This is a genomic window from Protofrankia sp. Cj5 (assembly GCF_917627405.1).
In the GTDB taxonomy this organism is placed as follows: Bacteria; Actinomycetota; Actinomycetes; order Frankiales; family Frankiaceae; genus Protofrankia.
On record NZ_CAKJTO010000007.1, the window covers coordinates 28,900 to 45,243 of the forward strand.

Annotated in this window: 13 protein-coding genes and 1 tRNA gene; 6 read left to right on the top strand and 8 right to left on the bottom strand. The window is 67.3% G+C overall.

The annotated features are described in order from the left end of the window. Both MJ777_RS03365 and purB read left to right on the top strand, forming a co-directional pair. Window positions 1-710 (top strand): hypothetical protein (locus MJ777_RS03365; RefSeq protein ID WP_239373081.1); only part of this gene is annotated, 710 nt, incomplete at its 5' end. Between the two features lie 104 nt (window positions 711-814). Further along, entirely contained in the window at window positions 815-2,257 is a 1,443-nt protein-coding gene (purB, locus tag MJ777_RS03370; protein WP_370651591.1) for an adenylosuccinate lyase, read from the top strand. A gap of 96 nt (window positions 2,258-2,353) precedes the next feature. Here purB and purE read toward each other — a convergent pair whose 3' ends face one another. The 3 genes from purE to MJ777_RS03385 all read right to left on the bottom strand — a co-directional run bounded on the left by purE (window position 2,354) and on the right by MJ777_RS03385 (window position 5,631). Next, entirely contained in the window at window positions 2,354-2,875 is a 522-nt protein-coding gene (gene purE / locus MJ777_RS03375) for a 5-(carboxyamino)imidazole ribonucleotide mutase (RefSeq protein ID WP_239310198.1), read from the bottom strand. Window positions 2,876-3,124: 249 nt separating this feature from the next. After that, entirely contained in the window at window positions 3,125-4,399 is a 1,275-nt protein-coding gene (purD, locus tag MJ777_RS03380) for a phosphoribosylamine--glycine ligase (RefSeq protein WP_239373083.1), read from the bottom strand. Between the two features lie 191 nt (window positions 4,400-4,590). Beyond that, window positions 4,591-5,631 carry a hypothetical protein gene (locus tag MJ777_RS03385; protein ID WP_239310200.1) on the bottom strand — a complete coding sequence of 347 codons (1,041 nt, stop codon included), beginning with the start codon at window positions 5,629-5,631 and terminating at the stop codon, window positions 4,591-4,593. A gap of 292 nt (window positions 5,632-5,923) precedes the next feature. On the opposite strand from MJ777_RS03385, the gene MJ777_RS03390 reads away from it, so the two are divergent. Continuing rightward, window positions 5,924-7,207: an adenylosuccinate synthase gene (locus MJ777_RS03390; protein WP_239373085.1), complete on the top strand. Its 1,284-nt coding sequence runs from the start codon at window positions 5,924-5,926 to the stop codon at window positions 7,205-7,207. Between the two features lie 1,034 nt (window positions 7,208-8,241). Beyond that, a complete protein-coding gene (locus MJ777_RS03395; protein ID WP_239310202.1) occupies window positions 8,242-9,618 on the top strand; it encodes an aminotransferase class V-fold PLP-dependent enzyme in 1,377 nt (458 codons plus the stop codon). 196 nt (window positions 9,619-9,814) lie between these two features. Here MJ777_RS03395 and MJ777_RS03400 read toward each other — a convergent pair whose 3' ends face one another. The 5 genes from MJ777_RS03400 to MJ777_RS03420 all read right to left on the bottom strand — a co-directional run bounded on the left by MJ777_RS03400 (window position 9,815) and on the right by MJ777_RS03420 (window position 13,317). Then, a complete protein-coding gene (locus tag MJ777_RS03400) occupies window positions 9,815-10,324 on the bottom strand; it encodes a hypothetical protein (RefSeq protein ID WP_239373087.1) in 510 nt (169 codons plus the stop codon). Window positions 10,325-10,576: 252 nt separating this feature from the next. Further along, window positions 10,577-11,863: a helix-turn-helix domain-containing protein gene (locus MJ777_RS03405; RefSeq protein WP_239373089.1), complete on the bottom strand. Its 1,287-nt coding sequence runs from the start codon at window positions 11,861-11,863 to the stop codon at window positions 10,577-10,579. Between the two features lie 278 nt (window positions 11,864-12,141). After that, window positions 12,142-12,228: transfer RNA gene (locus tag MJ777_RS03410), tRNA-Ser, on the bottom strand. Between the two features lie 104 nt (window positions 12,229-12,332). Then, the gene (tadA, locus tag MJ777_RS03415; protein WP_239310207.1) at window positions 12,333-12,788 is read right to left on the bottom strand and encodes a tRNA adenosine(34) deaminase TadA; all 456 of its coding nucleotides are present in this window, start codon (window positions 12,786-12,788) and stop codon (window positions 12,333-12,335) included. Window positions 12,789-12,831: 43 nt separating this feature from the next. Beyond that, window positions 12,832-13,317, bottom strand: coding sequence for a tRNA adenosine deaminase-associated protein (locus MJ777_RS03420; RefSeq protein WP_239310205.1), 486 nt, complete (start codon window positions 13,315-13,317; stop codon window positions 12,832-12,834). Between the two features lie 360 nt (window positions 13,318-13,677). On the opposite strand from MJ777_RS03420, the gene MJ777_RS03425 reads away from it, so the two are divergent. Next, window positions 13,678-14,979: a M23 family metallopeptidase gene (locus MJ777_RS03425; RefSeq protein ID WP_239313766.1), complete on the top strand. Its 1,302-nt coding sequence runs from the start codon at window positions 13,678-13,680 to the stop codon at window positions 14,977-14,979. A 99-nt stretch (window positions 14,980-15,078) separates the two neighbouring features. Next, window positions 15,079-16,344 carry a Mur ligase family protein gene (locus MJ777_RS03430; RefSeq protein WP_239348219.1) on the top strand — a complete coding sequence of 422 codons (1,266 nt, stop codon included), beginning with the start codon at window positions 15,079-15,081 and terminating at the stop codon, window positions 16,342-16,344.

Here is a 16,344-nt window from a genome sequence, read left to right on the forward strand (position 1 = left end):
CGCGGGGAGCCGCGAGCCGGACAGTCCTGTCCTCGGGCGCTCTAAGTCAACGACCTTGGCGGGCCAGACACGGGCTGGGTAAGGCCAGCCGGCGCCGCTGGCTCCCGGGCGTTGTCGTAAGGGGGATCGTGACGGAGCGACAATCGCCGCTGCCATCCGCGGACGCCCACACCGAGGTGGCTGGGCCGGCTGTCGCTGCCGGGGTGTCGGCGTGGCGTCGGGGTGTCGTCCGGTGGCTGATCCTGCCGACCGGCGACCCCGCAAACGCCATCTACGGGACGATTCTCGTCGCGGCCGTCGTCGCGGCCGAGGATCCGCAGCAGACCCAGAGCTACGAGATCGCGCTGACGGTCGCCGTGACCGTCGTTGTCTTCTGGCTCGCGCACGGCTACGCGCGCGTCATCAGCAGCCGGCTCAGTACGGGCGCGGGACTGTCGCTGGGTGAGGTCCGCGCGGCACTGGCTGAGCACTGGCCGATCGTGCAGGCGGCCGTGCCGCCGATGGCGGTGCTGGCCATCGCCGCCGGGGAGGGTGCCACGGTGGAGGGCGCCCAGCAGGCGGCCTTGTGGACGTCGGTAGTCCTGCTCGGGATCTGGAGCACGGTGGCCGGCCGGGCCTCTCAGCTGGTTGGCTGGCGCCTGGTGTGCTATGCGGGCAGCAGCGCGGTGCTCGGTTTCCTAATGATCATCTTGGAGGTCCTCATCCACTGACTGACCGTACGAATCCTGACCATGCGGACCTTGAAAGATCCGGTTGCTCAGAGATCCGGCGGCGGGGATCCGGCGCTGGGGATCCGGGCCCGGAGTGGGGCACGATGGCCTGTATGGCGACCGAGTATGTGATCCCTGACGTCCTGGCGACCCGCTATGCCTCGGCTGAGCTGACCGACCTGTGGTCACCGGCGAACAAGGTTGTCCAGGAACGCAGGTTGTGGCTGGCGGTGTTGCGCGCCCAGCGGGACCTGGGCCTCGACGTCCCCGCGGGGGTGATCGAAGACTATGAGCGGGTGCTCCCCGAGGTCGATCTCGATTCGATCGCGCGGCGGGAGCGGATCCGCCGGCATGACGTCAAGGCCCGGATCGAGGAGTTCAACGCTCTTGCCGGCCATGAGCACATACACAAGGGCATGACATCGCGGGATCTTACCGAGAACGTCGAACAGCTCCAGGTACGCGGCTCGTTGTTGGTGATCCAGAGACGCATGGTCGCGGCGCTGGCCCGCCTCGGGCGCTTGGCCGCCGAATACGACACACTGGTGCTGACCGGCCGCAGCCACAACGTCCCCGCGCAGGCCACCACGCTCGGCAAACGCTTCGCGTCGGCCGGGCAGGAGCTGCTCGTCGCCTTCGAGCGAGTCGAGGAGCTGCTCGCCCGCTATCCGCTGCGTGGGATGAAGGGCCCGGTCGGGACCGGGCAGGACATGCTCGACCTGCTTGCCGCGGATCCGGCGAAACTTGCCGAGCTGGAGCGGCGGATCGCGGATTTCCTCGGCTTCGGACGGGTGCTGGTCAACGTCGGGCAGGTCTACCCGCGGTCGCTCGACTTCGACGTCCTCAGCGCGTTGGCGCAGGCGGTGGCGGCGCCAGCGAGTCTCGCGGTGACCATCCGGCTGATGGCCGGCCATGAACTGGTTACCGAGGGTTTCGCCGCCGGCCAGGTGGGCTCGTCGGCGATGCCGCACAAGATGAACACGCGTTCGTGCGAGCGAGTCAGTGGCCTGGCTGTGGTGCTGCGCGGGTTCACGGCCATGACCGGTGAGCTTGCCGGGAACCAGTGGAACGAGGGGGATGTGTCCTGTTCGGTCGTGCGCAGGGTGGCTCTTCCAGGCGCCTTCTTCGCCGCGGACGGGCTCTACGAGACGTTCCTCACCGTCCTCGACGACTTCGGGGCCTACCCGGCGGTGATCGCCCGGGAGCTGGACCGCAACCTGCCGTTCCTGGCCACGACCAAGGTCCTGATGGCGGCGGTGCGCCGTGGGGCCGGGCGGGAGACCGCCCACGAGGTCATCCGTGAGCATGCGGTCGCGGTCGCCCTCGCGATGCGGGAGAAGGGAGCTGACCACAACGATTTGATGAAGCGGCTCGCCAGCGACGAGCGGCTGGGGCTGGATGCCGCCGAGCTGTCGTCGGTGCTGGCCGAGCCGCTTGCCTTCACGGGCGCGGCCCAGGCGCAGGTCGCGGACTTCCATACCCGTGTTGACGACGTAGTACGTCGCTACCCCGACGCCGCGGGGTACTTTCCCGCGCCCATCCTGTGACCCGTCCCAGCGGGCTGTTCGGTGCTGTTCAGCGGGGCTGAACAGCGGCTGTCCAGTGTTGATCAGTGTTGATCAGTCCGGTTGCCCGCCATGCGGTCAGCTGCTGGGGGGCAGCATCTCCGCGAGGCCCGCGGCGGCGGCCTTCTCGAAGTCGTCCTTGAACGCGGTGAGCAGGAGGTGTAGGTCCGGGTCGCTCAGCGCGAGGATCTGGGCAGCCAGCACGGCCGCGTTCGTGGAGTTGTTCAGCCCGACCGTGGCAACGGGGACGCCGGGCGGCATCTGCGCAATGGCGAGCAGGGCGTCCATACCGTCCAGCGCCCCACCCGAGATCGGGACGCCGATCACGGGCAGCGTCGTGAGCGCGGCGACCGCGCCGGGCAGGGCGGCGGCGAGGCCGGCACCGGCGATGGCGACCGCGATCCCGCGGGTCCGCAGCTCACCCACGTACCGGGCGAGGGCGTGGGGGGCGCGATGAGCTGACAGGGAGACCTGCTCGTAGGGGACTCCGAAACGTTCTAGCGTCGCGCCTGCCTTGCTCATCGTCTGCGCGTCGGAGGGAGAGCCATACACGATGGCCACCTTGGGCGGCAACGCGGTGGAGATGGTCTGGTCGGCCATGTTCATACCTGCTCGTTCACTCACTTTCTCGGTGTGCCCCTACCCGTAGCCAACTGGGCCAAAGGGCGTGCGATCGTGGTGGGTCGCACGGCCGGAGGCTTGGCGGAGGATGTGGGCCAAAGGGCGTGCGATCGTGGTGGGTCGCACGGCCGGAGGCTTGGCGGAGGATGTGGGCCAAAGGGCGTGCGATCATGATGTGGGTCGCACGGCCGGAGGCTTGGCGGAGAATATGGGCCAAAGGGCGTGCGATCATGATGTGGGTCGCACGGCCGGAGGCCCGGAGTAGCCCAACCGGCCCGGGTCCCCGATGTCGGTCCGGTAGTGTGCGCCGGCCAGGGAGATGCGGCTGACGGCTTCGTAGGCTGATCCTCTCGCGGCCTCCAGATGCGAGCCGATCGCGGTGACGCACAGCACGCGCCCGCCGGACGACACGATTCTGCCATCGGTGTCCCGGCGGGTTCCGGCATGCAGGATGTCCACGCCGGTGAGGGCACTGGCGGCGGCAAGACCACTGATCGGATCACCGACTCTCGGCGCCCGCGGATAGCCGGCCGCCGCGACGACGACCGTGACCGCGGCGCCGGACCGCCACACCGGTGCCTGCTGCCCGGTCAGGACGCCGGTCAGTGGGCTGGACAGCAGGGCCAGGATCGCCTGTATCTCGGGGTCCCCGAACCTGACGTTGAACTCGATCACCCGTACACCGCGGGAGGTCAGGGCGAGACCGGCGTAGAGAAGGCCGTGGAAGGGGGTGCCGCGGCGCGCCATCTCGTCCACGGTGGGCTGGATAACCGTCTGGACGACCTGGGTGGACAAGCCGTGCGGTACCCACGGAAGCGGCGTATATGCGCCCATCCCGCCGGTGTTCGGTCCGGCGTCGCCGTCCCCGACCCGCTTGTGGTCCTGGGCGGGCAGCAGGGGAATGACGGCTCCGGCTTCGGTCACGATCGCGAACAGGGAGACCTCTGGCCCGTCCAGATACTCCTCGATCACGACCCGGTCGCCCGGATTGCGCAGGCAGGCGTGCACCGCGCGGACCGCGGCCTGCCGGTCGGCGGTGACGGTGACGCCCTTGCCCGCGGCGAGACCGTCGTACTTGACGACGTATGGCGGGCCGAACTCGTCGAGATCGGCGAGGGCTGGCTCGACCTCGGTGTGATCACGTGATGATGCGGTGGGAACGCCGGCCGCGCGCATCACGTTCTTGGCGAAGGCTTTGCTGCCCTCCAGCCGCGCGGCCGCGGCGGTCGGCCCGAAGCAGCGTTGGCCGCTGGCCCGCAGCTTGTCGGCCGCGCCGGCAACCAGGGGGATCTCCGGGCCGATGATGGTCAGCTCCGCCTGGACGGCTTCGGCCAGGTCGGCCACTGCGTCCGGGTCCGTGACATCGAGCGGATGCGGTTGTGCCAGCTCGGCGGTGCCGACGTTACCGGGGGCGCAGACCAACGAGCCCACCGCCGGGTCACGCGCCAGCGCTCGGCACAGCGCGTGTTCCCGGCCGCCCGAACCGACGACGAGGATCTTCACCTCGCCACCCGTGCCGGCCTGGTCTGCCGGCGGCGGGCTGCCAGCGCGCAGCGTCCGGACTCGTCTCCGGTCACGGCGCCCGCGTCGCGGTCGTCGCGGTCGGTGGGGGAGGGCACGCGGTACAGGGTAGCGCCCGTGCCGACCGCGCTATCCGGACTTGCGGGCGAAGCTGGCGGTTGCGGAGCTGGCGCTTACAGGCTGATGCCGGCATTCCAGAGCAGGTGCGCCATGGCGTAGACGAGCTGGTGCGCGCAGCGCCGGGCGTCGACTTCCGCCATGGCCCCGATGACCGTGTGGAGGTCCACCGGCCACACCCGGACCTCGCGACCGAGGACGGCCCGTGGCCCGGGATCCTCGCGGCTTTCGAAGGTCCGCCCGGCGGAGTCCACGAACAGGTGCAGGGATCGGCCGGTATACGGGAAACTCTGATTGCGCCAGTGGAGTATCGGCCAGGCTCGTGGCTGGGCGCGCCGCCCGCGTCGAGGCGTCCCGTCGGCGGGTGGATCCGGTTCCTGGTCCGCGATCACTCGGATCGCGAAGGTCGGGGCAAGCTCCTCGGCCGCGCAGATGGCGAGGAACTCGGCAATCTGCGCGACCGCGTAGTTGGCGATGGCGTCCGCGCGTTCCTTGCGCTGCTCCTCGACCTGCTTGGCGCTGCGCACCGCATGGCTGCCGCGGTTGAGCACCTCGGGCAGCGTGGCGGGAAGCAGGTCGCCGATGGGCGAGAAGCCGACTGGCCAGGCCCGTATACCGACAACCGGGCTCGCTGCCTGCGACTGGCGAACGAGATTGGTGCGCAGTGCCGGTGTCCAGTGAACCGTGAGCGGACCGACCAGGCTGTCGGGCCGGGGGTCGGCTGACGCGGCCGCGACGGGTGGCGAGCTGTCCGGTGAGCCGTCCCCGTCGGGTTGCCGCAGCGCTGGCGGCAGGGGGGTATTGGGCAGATTCAGTGTGGTCAGGCCTCTCCCAGGCGGGTCCCCGGCCGGCGTTGGCGGCTGGACCGGCTGTGCTGATAGGGATCTGTTGGACGGATGCGGCGAAGGGACCGACGGCTCCCTGCTGATCGTTTGTTCGTGTCGCCGTCGGTTGGCGGAAGCGCTCTCCGATGCCAGGTCGTCCGCCGTGCCGGTGCTCTGGCCGGAGCCTTCGGCAGGCACGGACCGGGCGGTGACAGCGGCCACCGTGACACCCCCGTCCCGATCGACTACTCCTGTTACCAGAACAGCCTCCACAGTAACTCTTGGTAATGCAAGTAGGACTTTCTTTTAGACGATCAAGTATGTCCCCCCGCGCACCTCGGGTGCCCTGGGGCGCCCTGCATGATGATCTTTTTTGAGTCTCTTCTGGATCTTCCTAGGTCGCCGGAAGCCGAAAGAACCATGATTCTTTTTCTGGCTGATTGGCGTGCCACGGAGCGTGCGAAGGTCTGGAGAAGGCGCGGCTTCTCCCTTGTCGGGCTAGATCGATATCAGGGTGCGCTGGCCTTCCGCACTCCATGGCCGGCGGGCCAGGTAACCTCGCTCGGTGCCCGCGCTCGTGCTCATCGGCGCCCAGTGGGGCGATGAAGGCAAGGGAAAAGCGACTGACCTCCTTGGTGGGGCGGTTGACTTCGTCGTCCGTTACCAGGGCGGTAACAACGCCGGACACACAGTTGTCATCGGCGAGGAAAGCTACGCTTTGCATCTGATTCCGAGCGGTGTGCTACGGGCAGACTGTGTGCCCGTGATCGGCAACGGTGTTGTGATCGATCCTGGGGTCCTGCTCCAGGAGATGGACGGGCTGACCGCCCGTGGTATCGATGTATCCCGCCTGCTGATCAGTGCGGACGCTCATTTGATCATGCCGCATCATCGCGCGCTCGATAAGGTTACAGAGCGTTACCTTGGCAAGGCCCGGATCGGGACGACGGGTCGCGGGATAGGTCCGACGTACGGTGACAAGATCGCCCGGACCGGGATTCGCGTCCAGGATCTGCTCGATCCCGGGATCTTCCGGGCCAAGCTGGAGCTGGCGCTGCGGGAGAAGAACCAGATACTGACCAAGATCTATAATCGGCGGGCTCTCGACGCGGATGCGATCGTCGAGGAGTACGCCGGATACGCTCGCCAGCTCGGGCCGCATATCGTCGATACCGGGCTTGTCCTCGATCGGGCATTACGTGATGGTAAGGTTGTCCTGCTTGAGGGCTCGCAGGGTACGCTGCTAGATGTTGATCATGGAACCTATCCGTTTGTCACCTCGTCGAACCCGACGGCGGGCGGGGCCGCGACCGGTTCGGGCATCGGTCCGACTCGGATCACGCGGGTGATCGGTATCTGCAAGGCATACACGACCCGGGTCGGCGCTGGCCCGTTTCCGACAGAGCTCACCGACAAGGTCGGCGATGAGCTCCGTGCCGTGGGCGGCGAGTTTGGTGTGACCACCGGTCGAGCGCGGCGTACCGGCTGGTTCGACGCTGTCATCGCCCGCTACGCCGTACGGGTGAACGGACTGACTGATATTTTTCTCACCAAATTGGATGTTTTGTCTGGATTTGATCGAGTTCCGATCTGTGTCGGATATGATGTTCATGGTGTACGTCACGACGACATGCCCATGACGCAGACCGAGTTTCACCACGCCAGGCCCATTTACGATGAGCTGCCGGGCTGGGGTGAGAACATTGCGGGAGCCACCTCCTTCGACCAGCTGCCGCGGGCCGCTCGCGACTACGTGAAGGCCGTTGAGGAGCTGGCCGGAGCGCCGGTGTCAGCGGTTGGGGTCGGCCCCGGCCGGGATCAGACCATAGCTATTCGTGATCTTCTTTGAGATCGTCGCGGTTGGGCTGCCCGGCGGCTGGGAAACGGCGTCCGTATGATGGGTCGGCATCCGGGCCTGCCTGCTCTCCCGTTGGCGGTGGGCATGGCATGCTCAGGCTTGGTCCGTCACCGATCCGCGTGGTTCGGTCCGTTGGTCAAGATGATATTGCTGGTGTGTCCCATGGCCGATGCGCCAGGGGCGATGCCGGTGTTGGAATGTTCTGTAACGCCTTTTGTCCGCATCGTGGAGGTACGCAATGAAGCGTTTCGCGCTGATCGCCCTGTTGGCCGCCATCGCTGGCGGCGGTTTCCTCTTCCGCAGGCGGGGCAAGCAGGACGTCTGAGCCGAGTCAGCAGGCCACGGGGCGCGCGATCGCGGCTCCGCGCGCGCCTGGGGCGATCCAGCGAGCATCTGCCTCTGACCGCGGGTAATCGTGGCCCACGGTCGGCGCTCCGATACCCGTCATCGGCACTCGGATACCCGTCAAAGGGCAGGCTGCGGCCTGCCACCGATCCGGGCTGTTCGGCCGGTCCCGTTGGGAAGGCTGCGGTCGTGCTGTCGACCAACTGACTGACGGCCAGTTGGTCGATGGTCAACTTTTTGTTGATCATTCATGATCCGTCTGGGCGCCACGCCCCGTTCCGCGGGCTCGGATCGGCTCGCGTCCGTGACGATCGCCGTGCGGTGCACACCTGGAGTGCGGCAGCTGGGGGCTCCGGCGGTAAGAGCGACCGGCAACAGGGGACGCGGCGTCGCGGGGCTGGGGCGCGCACCTCGCGTCATCGCTCCCCGTCCATCGCTGCGCGATGCACGGGTACCCCGGCTCGTCGGTCGCCACCCAGCACCTCCGGTGGCTCCCTCCGCCGCCTCGCGAGGCACGCGCCCCAGCCCCGCTCCTTGATCCAGGCCCCTGTCGCCGGACGTTCCTGTTCCGTATTATTTTTTGCATGTTTCCGGCCGTGCGTCAATGCACATGAAATGCACATATTTTCGCCGTGATATTCGGCCTCTATTGTCAGGTGCAGCTGGCTATAATCTGTTCCGTGCATCGTTATGACAGGGATAGCGAGGATCTGACCCAGGCCATTGTTGACTATGCGCGGGAGCGCCTGCGTATGCATCCGGTCCCGCTGGACGGCTCCCGGTCACATGCGGACCTCGCCGCCACGGTGGGCGAGACCATAACTCCCGACGGTATGGGCGGCGTCGCGGTGCTCGACCTTTTCGACACGCTCTTGTCCAGGGCCTGCATTTCGGTCGATCATCCACGCAACCTCTCGTTCATCCCGGCGGCTCCCACCAAGGCCGCAGTCCTGTTCGATCTTGTTGTCGGAGCCTCCTCGGTATACGCGGGCAGCTGGCTGGAGGGCGCTGGCGCCGTCTACGCGGAAAACCAGGCACTACGCTGGCTGGCCGAGCTGGCCGGTTTCCCGCTCCAGGCCGGCGGTGTCTTCGTCCAGGGGGGGACGGTTGGTAACCTTTCCGCGCTGGTCACGGCCAGACACGCGGCGCAGCAGGCCAGGCACCGGGCGACAGGTCCCAACACCGGGCCCATAGCGTGGCGCGTCGTCTGCGGTTCCGAGGCACATTCCTCGATCGAGACCGCCGCCCGGATTATGGGTGTCGACGTCCTGGTTGTTCCGACGGACCCCGATGGACGGTTCACCGGCGCTGCCCTGGCAAAGGCACTGGACCTTGCCGGTACCGCTGTGTCGGACACGGTCTTCGCGGTCGTGGCAACAGCCGGTACCACGCAGTTCGGTATTGTCGACGATATTCGAGGTATTGTCGAAGTAGCCCGTGAACGTGGTATCTGGGTACATGTGGACGGTGCCTACGGGCTGGCCGCGTTGGCCGCGGAATCAGTCCGTCATCTTTTTGCCGGTGTGGCGGCGGCGGATTCTTTCATCGTCGACCCGCATAAATGGCTGTTCGCGCCGTTCGACGCCTGCGCGCTGATTTACCGGGAACCAGCGCTGGCCCGCGCGGCACATGCGCAGAAGGCGGGTTACCTCAAGGTCCTGGAGTCCCCAGACGCCTGGAACCCGGCGGACTACGCGATCGGCCTGTCCCGGCGGGCGCGCGGCCTGCCCTTCTGGTTCTCGCTCGCGGTGCACGGTACCCGTGCGTACAGTGCCGCTGTCGAGAAGTCGTTGGCCACCGCCCGCGCCGCGGCAGAGCAGATCCGGGCGCTGCCCTACGTGGAGCTCGTGCGTGAACCCCAGCTTTCCGTGGTTGTTCTGCGGCGTCTGAACTGGCCGCCGCAGACATACTACGAGTGGACGGAAAAGCTGCTGCAGTCAGGCTTCGCCTTCGTCACCCCGACCGTCCACGAGGGGGAGACGGTGACCCGCTTCGCGATCATCAATCCGTGCACCGAGCCGGCGGACATCGCCGCCATCCTGGAGACCATGGCCTGACCGGCCGCGCCCGAGCGCATCGAGCAGGAGAACCGAGGCGGGGGAGAGCCCCGAACCGGGGTGTTGTGGGTTGTCGGTGGGGCTGTCTCGGGGGTGGGGATGGCTCTCCGGGCTGGAAAAACAAGTGCCGATCTTTGACCCCATCGCACGGTTTTCGGCGGAGTACGCGCGTCTCAACTCCGCGGAGCAGATACGGTCAGGCCGGGGAGGGCTCCTCCGCGATGATCAAGACCGGAAACAGCACCTCCCACACCTCCACCACCGACACGGCAGCGTCCTCACGTAGCCGCACCGGATACCCGGAGAAGCTCACCCCAGCCGGCACCAGATCCGCCGTCGGGCGTGCCCCCGTCATCACCACCCGAGGATCCGCACCCGCCAGCAGGCGTTGCCGCCGCAATCGGATGCCCACCGCCCATGCCACCCGGGACTGCACCAGTGGCGTGAACCGCCGATGCAGCATCACCAGGCCCACCGTCGACAGCTGCACGACGCCGATACCCGCCCCGACCATCACATCCGGCGCGGCATCCACCATGTCGGACGCCATCATCTGCTGGCCGTCCGCATCGGGGCCGAGCGGTTCGGGGAGCAGACCGATGATCAGACCGTCCTGATAGCCCACCCGCAGCTCCGGCAGATCCCCCACGTCGAGCTCCCAGTCCGCCGAGGACGAACGCTGCCAACGGACGCGGTCAACGCCCATAGACGGGTAGCTCCCATTTGCCGATGATGCAGGATCGCCAGGTCATAGGTTCTCCAGCCAATAGAGGTGACGAAAGGGCACCCCGAGGCCAGGAAACAGGAAACCGATTCCCAAAACCGATTCCCATCTCAACCAGCCCCGGAGGCCATGCGAAGAACCTAACGCCAACCGGTAATCGGGACGAGTCGTGTAACGTGGTAGTTCGCTCGATGCGCTACGCGCAACTACCGCGCTATGCGGTAGCTAAACGATCTATTGCACCTGCATGAAGTCGGCAAGCTCACGTAGCTCCGAGCTCAGCTTCCGCTTCCGCGAGTGCAGAACCGTGCTCAGAACGTCCTTACCCTTGCGCTGATGTCGCAGCCACTCCGGCGCGCCGCGAAGCAGCAGCGTCAGCACGTCGACCGCATCCCCGAAGTCCCGAAGCGCCGCATGCGCAGCCGCCACGTCAAGCAGATGACGGCTGTAGTTGTCCGACCGCCGCACTTTCCCTCCGATGCCGCCAACGTCCTCCGCGATACGCAGTACCCCACGCGGATCATCAACGATCATCAGAGCCTCAGCTCGCTTCATCCGCACAACGTTTGGACCGAACGTCGTCAGATACTGGTGGTATCGGCCAGTGGCCCCAGATCCAGTGAGCCTGGACGCGGCGACCTCGGCAAGCGACAAGAAGTCATCCGAAGCATCAACCCGGTTATTCCGCACCGCCGCCGCCGAGCCACGCAGCAACAACCATCCCCACGCCGACAGCTCCGCATCACTCGCTATCGACAGGCGCGGCTCAACCTGCGATGCTGTCTCCTGAGCAAGCCGCTCCGCGTCATCGAACCGCCCCTGACGCACAAACAGCCATGACTGCGAGATGGCACCCACCGCGGCCGTCAGCAGATCCCCGGAATCAAGCGCATCTCGCATCGCATCGCGAATTGCCGCATAGGCAAGATCGTATTGACGTACCTGGGTCAGAAACCAACCCGCGATCTGGAAAATCTCCGCCCGCAGCCGCGCCGCCTCCCGCCGATCATCCTCGTTCTCCGCGCCGTCGACAAGCCCGCGACTTTCCTCGATCATCACCGGCAACATCGCAGCCACCGCGCCGAAGTCGTCACTCTGGTAGACGCGGACCGCGTTCGACAACGCATCTCGAAGCTGAGACTGTGATTCCCGCACTGACCTGCCAGCAGGCGACCGCGAAACGCCGATCAAGCCGACAGCAGGCGTGAGGACCTGGCGCAGCGGCAGCAGATTCAGCTTCTCGTCTTCCATCGCATCAGTCACCGGCTCAGGCGAACGCGCCCCGAACAGCGACGACGTCTCCGTATCCAACGCACCGGCCAGTGTGCGCAGCGTTTCGATTCGCGCGCTTCCACCCTGCTCAATCTTCCGCACCGTCGACACGCTCAGCCCAGCCTCGTCAGCCAGCCTCTCCTGTGAGAAGCCACGCCGCAGCCGGAGAGCCCGCAGACGAGCGCCCGGATCGTCCACCACGTCGTACCCCTCCCCGAGCGTGCCTGTAGTCAGGGTACGTGCATGCACAGCGCAACTGGCTGACCTGCACAAACAGACAACGCGAAGTGTCTTCACGGAGCTCGACACCCCGAATCGGCCCGCGCCAGACACACAAGGGTGAACACTGGCGGTTGCTCGTCATCCTGCTCGTCGTCAAGGGGCGTGGGGGAAGCAGCCGAAGGATCTTTCCGGGGGATGGTCCGGCGCCCACCGGCGGACCGAATGAGACCGGAAGTGAGACCAAATGATCAACGGGCAGATTCAGGCGTGGGTGCGCCGGTGCGACTGACTGGCCTGGTAGAGAGCGGTGGAGGTGGGATTTGAACCCACGGAGGGGTTGCCCCCTCACACGCTTTCGAGGCGTGCGCCCTCGGCCACTAGGCGACTCCACCGCTAGCTAGCTTACTGGACGCGGCGGGCATGCTGGCGATTGCCTGTCGGCGGGCGCGCGGCGGCGCGATCCGGTCGCTTTTAGTGGTCGGGTGCTGTTAGTCAATCATGAACCGGATGTCCGGCGCGGGAGTCGGCGGGTGGCGAAAAAGTCCGTGAGCAGGCGTGCGCATTCCTCTTCCCGCACGCCTGTGATCACCTCGGGGCGATGGTTGAGCCGCGGGTCGCGGACGGCATCCCACACTGATCCGGCTGCTCCGGCCTTGGGGTCATACGCTCCGTAGACCAGCCGGCCGACCCGGGCGAGGACCAGCGCGCCCGCGCACATCGTGCATGGTTCCAGGGTGACAACCAGGGTTGCGGCCGACAGCCGCCATGAGCCGGCTGCCGCCGCCGCGGCGCGCAACGCGACCACCTCCGCGTGAGCGGTCGGATCCTGGTCGGCCTCCCGGGCGTTACAGCCCCGGCCGATGATGGTTCCGTCCGCGGCGGACACGACGGCACCCACCGGAACGTCCCCCGTGAGCAGAGCCCGTTCGGCCTCTTCCAGCGCGGCACCCATCAGATCGGCGAAGCGGGCCACGCCGCCGTGTCCGGCCGCCACCTCAGTTCCCGATTTCGTCCAGAATATCCGCGCAGCCAGCGCGTTCACTGATCGCGAATATGACGTCGGCAGGTAGCAGCCCCTTTTCCGTAATCAGTTCGAGGAGGGCGTCCGCGTCCGTGCCGACGTCCGCAAGCAAGTCGATGTCACCTGCTGGTGTGGCGCCCGCGAGCAGGTCGTCGGACTCGTCGTCGATGGCGGCACTGCCCGCCGGCGGCAGCGCACCCGCGAACAGCCGATCGGCCAGCGCCGAGGTGAACAGCACCCGATGGTCGGACAGGAACACCCTGGGATCACCGGTGTCACCGTCGATCCGGACAATGCCCAGGTACTCGTCATCCTCCTCGATGAAGGCGATGACGAGTTCGGCGGAGATGTCATGCATGAAATCCGCGAGCCCGTCAAGGTCTTCCGCGTCGTCAAGACTGATCTCGTGTGCGCTCCAGCGTCCGCGCTCGCGGCCGATGGCACTGGCTCTCTGCGTCACCGAACTCCCCCACGTCCTTCTATCGAGTCCATACCCACTTCAGCACCCGGCTCCGTGCCTCCGCTTGGCGTTGTGGCGACCACGGTGGTCGCCCAGCCCGCGGAGCCGCCCGAGCGGTCACCGGACCCGGCGAGCCGCTGCCCGCCGCCGCGTGGGCTGGGGCATGCCCCGGTCGGACGACAGTCACCGTGCTTTCGCCCATCGGACGCCCATATCGGGCACGTCATATCACACCTTGCAGCACACTTGTACCTGATCAGCTTACTGGCGGACTTAACGCACCAAGGACGGCGCAATCATGCTGTCGCGCTGTTTTCGTGCGGCCGACGGTCTGGAAGATTACTACGGGGGTGACGTTGGGTGTGGACCCAGCCGGGTGTCCGGGCGGCTGTTCCGGCGGCGGATGCCGACACCCACCGCGGTTGGCGCGGCTCGGCCGGTGTGCCGCCGCTGGTTGCCGGCGCGGCGGCTGCGCTGTTACTGGCGGGCACAGTGGTGAGCGTGAGCGTACTCGGCGCGGGAAGCGTCAGCCTGAGGACGCGGGCTGGTGCCCATCCGCCCGTCGCGGCTGCGTTCGGCGCGCTTGTGGGTCCCCGAGCCTCGGTGGGTCCGCTGACTCACCGCACCGATCCGTACCTGTTCGTCACCACTGATCGCAGTCTTACCCGGACTGAGATCGATCGACTCGGCCGGGCCGTGGGCGCATCCGAGGCGGTTGTCGCCGATTTTGCCGAGGTGAGTGTGGGAAGTGGCCGTACAGGCGCGATTGGGGCTGATCCAAACGTGCTGCGTACCGTCGCGCCCGCGGGCACTGCCGAGGTCACCGCGCTGTGGCAGCGAATCGCGGATGGGGAGATCGCGGTTGCGCACAGTGTTGCGGCGGCGCTGGATGTGCGGTTGGGCGGCCAGGTTGATGTCGGCCATGACCGGCCGGTTGGTTTACGAATCGGTGCGTTGGCAACAATTCGTCTGCCGGGTGTCGGGGTGGTGGTGGACCGATCCCGGTCCGCCGCGCTCGGCCTGGTCGCCGACAGCGCGGTGGCGCTCGTCGTCCCCGGGACGCCGGACCCGGTGCTGCTTGCCGCCACAGCCCGCCAAGCTGTCCAGGGCCTGCGGGTCATGTCGCTGCGGACTGTTCTGCCGCCACCCGCGGCGGCTCCCTCGGCTCCCTCGGCTTCGAGCTGGTCCGCGCCTGGAACACCGCCACAGGATGATCCGCCCGCGCCCGGAGCGGCACCGCAGTCGCCGCAGCCACCAGCCGCGGCCGATCCGGTGGCGCCGGGCTGGGTGCCACCGGTGATCGGGACGATCTCCCGCGGTTTCAACCCCACCGCCGGCTCCGAGCGTCATCTCGGGCTTGACATCGCCGCGCCACTCGGCACTCCCATCATGGCCGCCGCCGCCGGTTATGTACTCTACGCCGGGCCCGCCTCCGGCTTTGGGAACGAGATTGTGCTGCAGCACGGGGATGGTGTCGAGACGCTTTACGGGCACATGCGGGTCCTCACGGTCCGGGGAGGAACCGTCGCGGCTGGTCAGCAGATCGCCCTGGTGGGAAACGAAGGTCATTCCACCGGCCCCCACCTGCATTTCGAGGTGCATGTCGGGGACCGCCCGGTGGATCCGTTGGCCTGGCTCCGCGAGCACCATGCCCGGATCTGACGATTTCACGTCGTCGGCGCCAGCCTGGGCGTGGCACCCTGTGGAGATGTACGGGGTCTCTGTAACAGGCGAGACGAGTCATGGCACGCTGATGAGGCGATGACCACACCACCCCCACGCCGTTTCTCCACCCGGACCCGCGCCGCGCTCGCGGTGGAGAAACTCGCGTCCTCAGCCTCCCGCCGGCTGGGACGTGGATCAGGCGAGATGATCGGCGGTAAGCTCGCCCTACAGGTATCCCCGCGGATCCTCACCGAGGTCGCGGCCGGCCGGATGGCGGTCTGCGTCAGCGGGACCAACGGCAAGACCACGACCACTCGGCTGCTGGCCCGCGCGCTGGGCACCCTCGGCCCGGTGAAGAGCAACAGCGGCGGCGCGAACATGGCGCCGGGGGTGCTCGCCGCGTTGTCCCGTCCGCCCTTCGACGCGGCCGCCGCGCTCGAGGTGGACGAAATCTGGTTGCCCAAGGTCGCCAGGCAGATCCTTCCCCGGGCGGTTGTGCTGCTCAACATTAGCCGTGACCAGCTCGACCGGTCGAACGAGACCCGGCGGATCGCGAGCCTCTGGCGTGAGCTCGGGGCGGATCTGCCCGCCGCGACAGTGGTCGCCAACGTCGACGACCCGCTGGTCGCCTGGGCCGCGTCCGGGTGGTCGAACCAGATCTGGGTGTCGGTCGGGCAGAACTGGACAGCGGATGCGATGGTGTGTCCGCAGTGTGCCCGGCTGCTGCATCGCAACTCTTCGGGGTGGTGGTGCGACTGCGGGCTGGCCCGCCCGGAGCCGATCGTCGCCGTCACCGGGCCTGGCGAACTGCTGTGGTTCGGTCGTCACATCAGGGCCTCCATCGACCTGCCGGGGCGGGTGAACCTCGGCAACGCGGCGATGGCCGCCGCCGCCGCGAAGCTCTTCGGGGTCGAGGTCGCGGACGCGCTTGCCGCGATGACCGGTCTCGATGACGTCCAAGGTCGCTATCAGGAGGTCGAGCTCGGTGAGAGTGGTGTACGCGGGCGGCTCCTGCTGGCCAAGAACCCGGCCGGCTGGGTGGAGATGATGGAGCTGCTCAACACGGCACCCGCGCGCCCAGTGATCATAGATTTCAACTCCCAGACCGCTGACGGCCGTGATCCTTCCTGGATCTGGGATGTCCCGTTCGAGCGGCTCGCGGGCCGCGACGTGCTGGTGACCGGCGAGCGTAAGGAGGACATGAGCGTCCGGCTGGCCTATGCGGAGGTTCCGCACACGGTGCACCCCGACGCCGAGAGCGCGGCGTCCACGGTCTTTGACAAGACCGTGGACGTGGTCGCCAACTACACCGCCTTCCGTGACATTCTGGGGCGGGTTGCCCCGGTGGGGACAACCAGATGA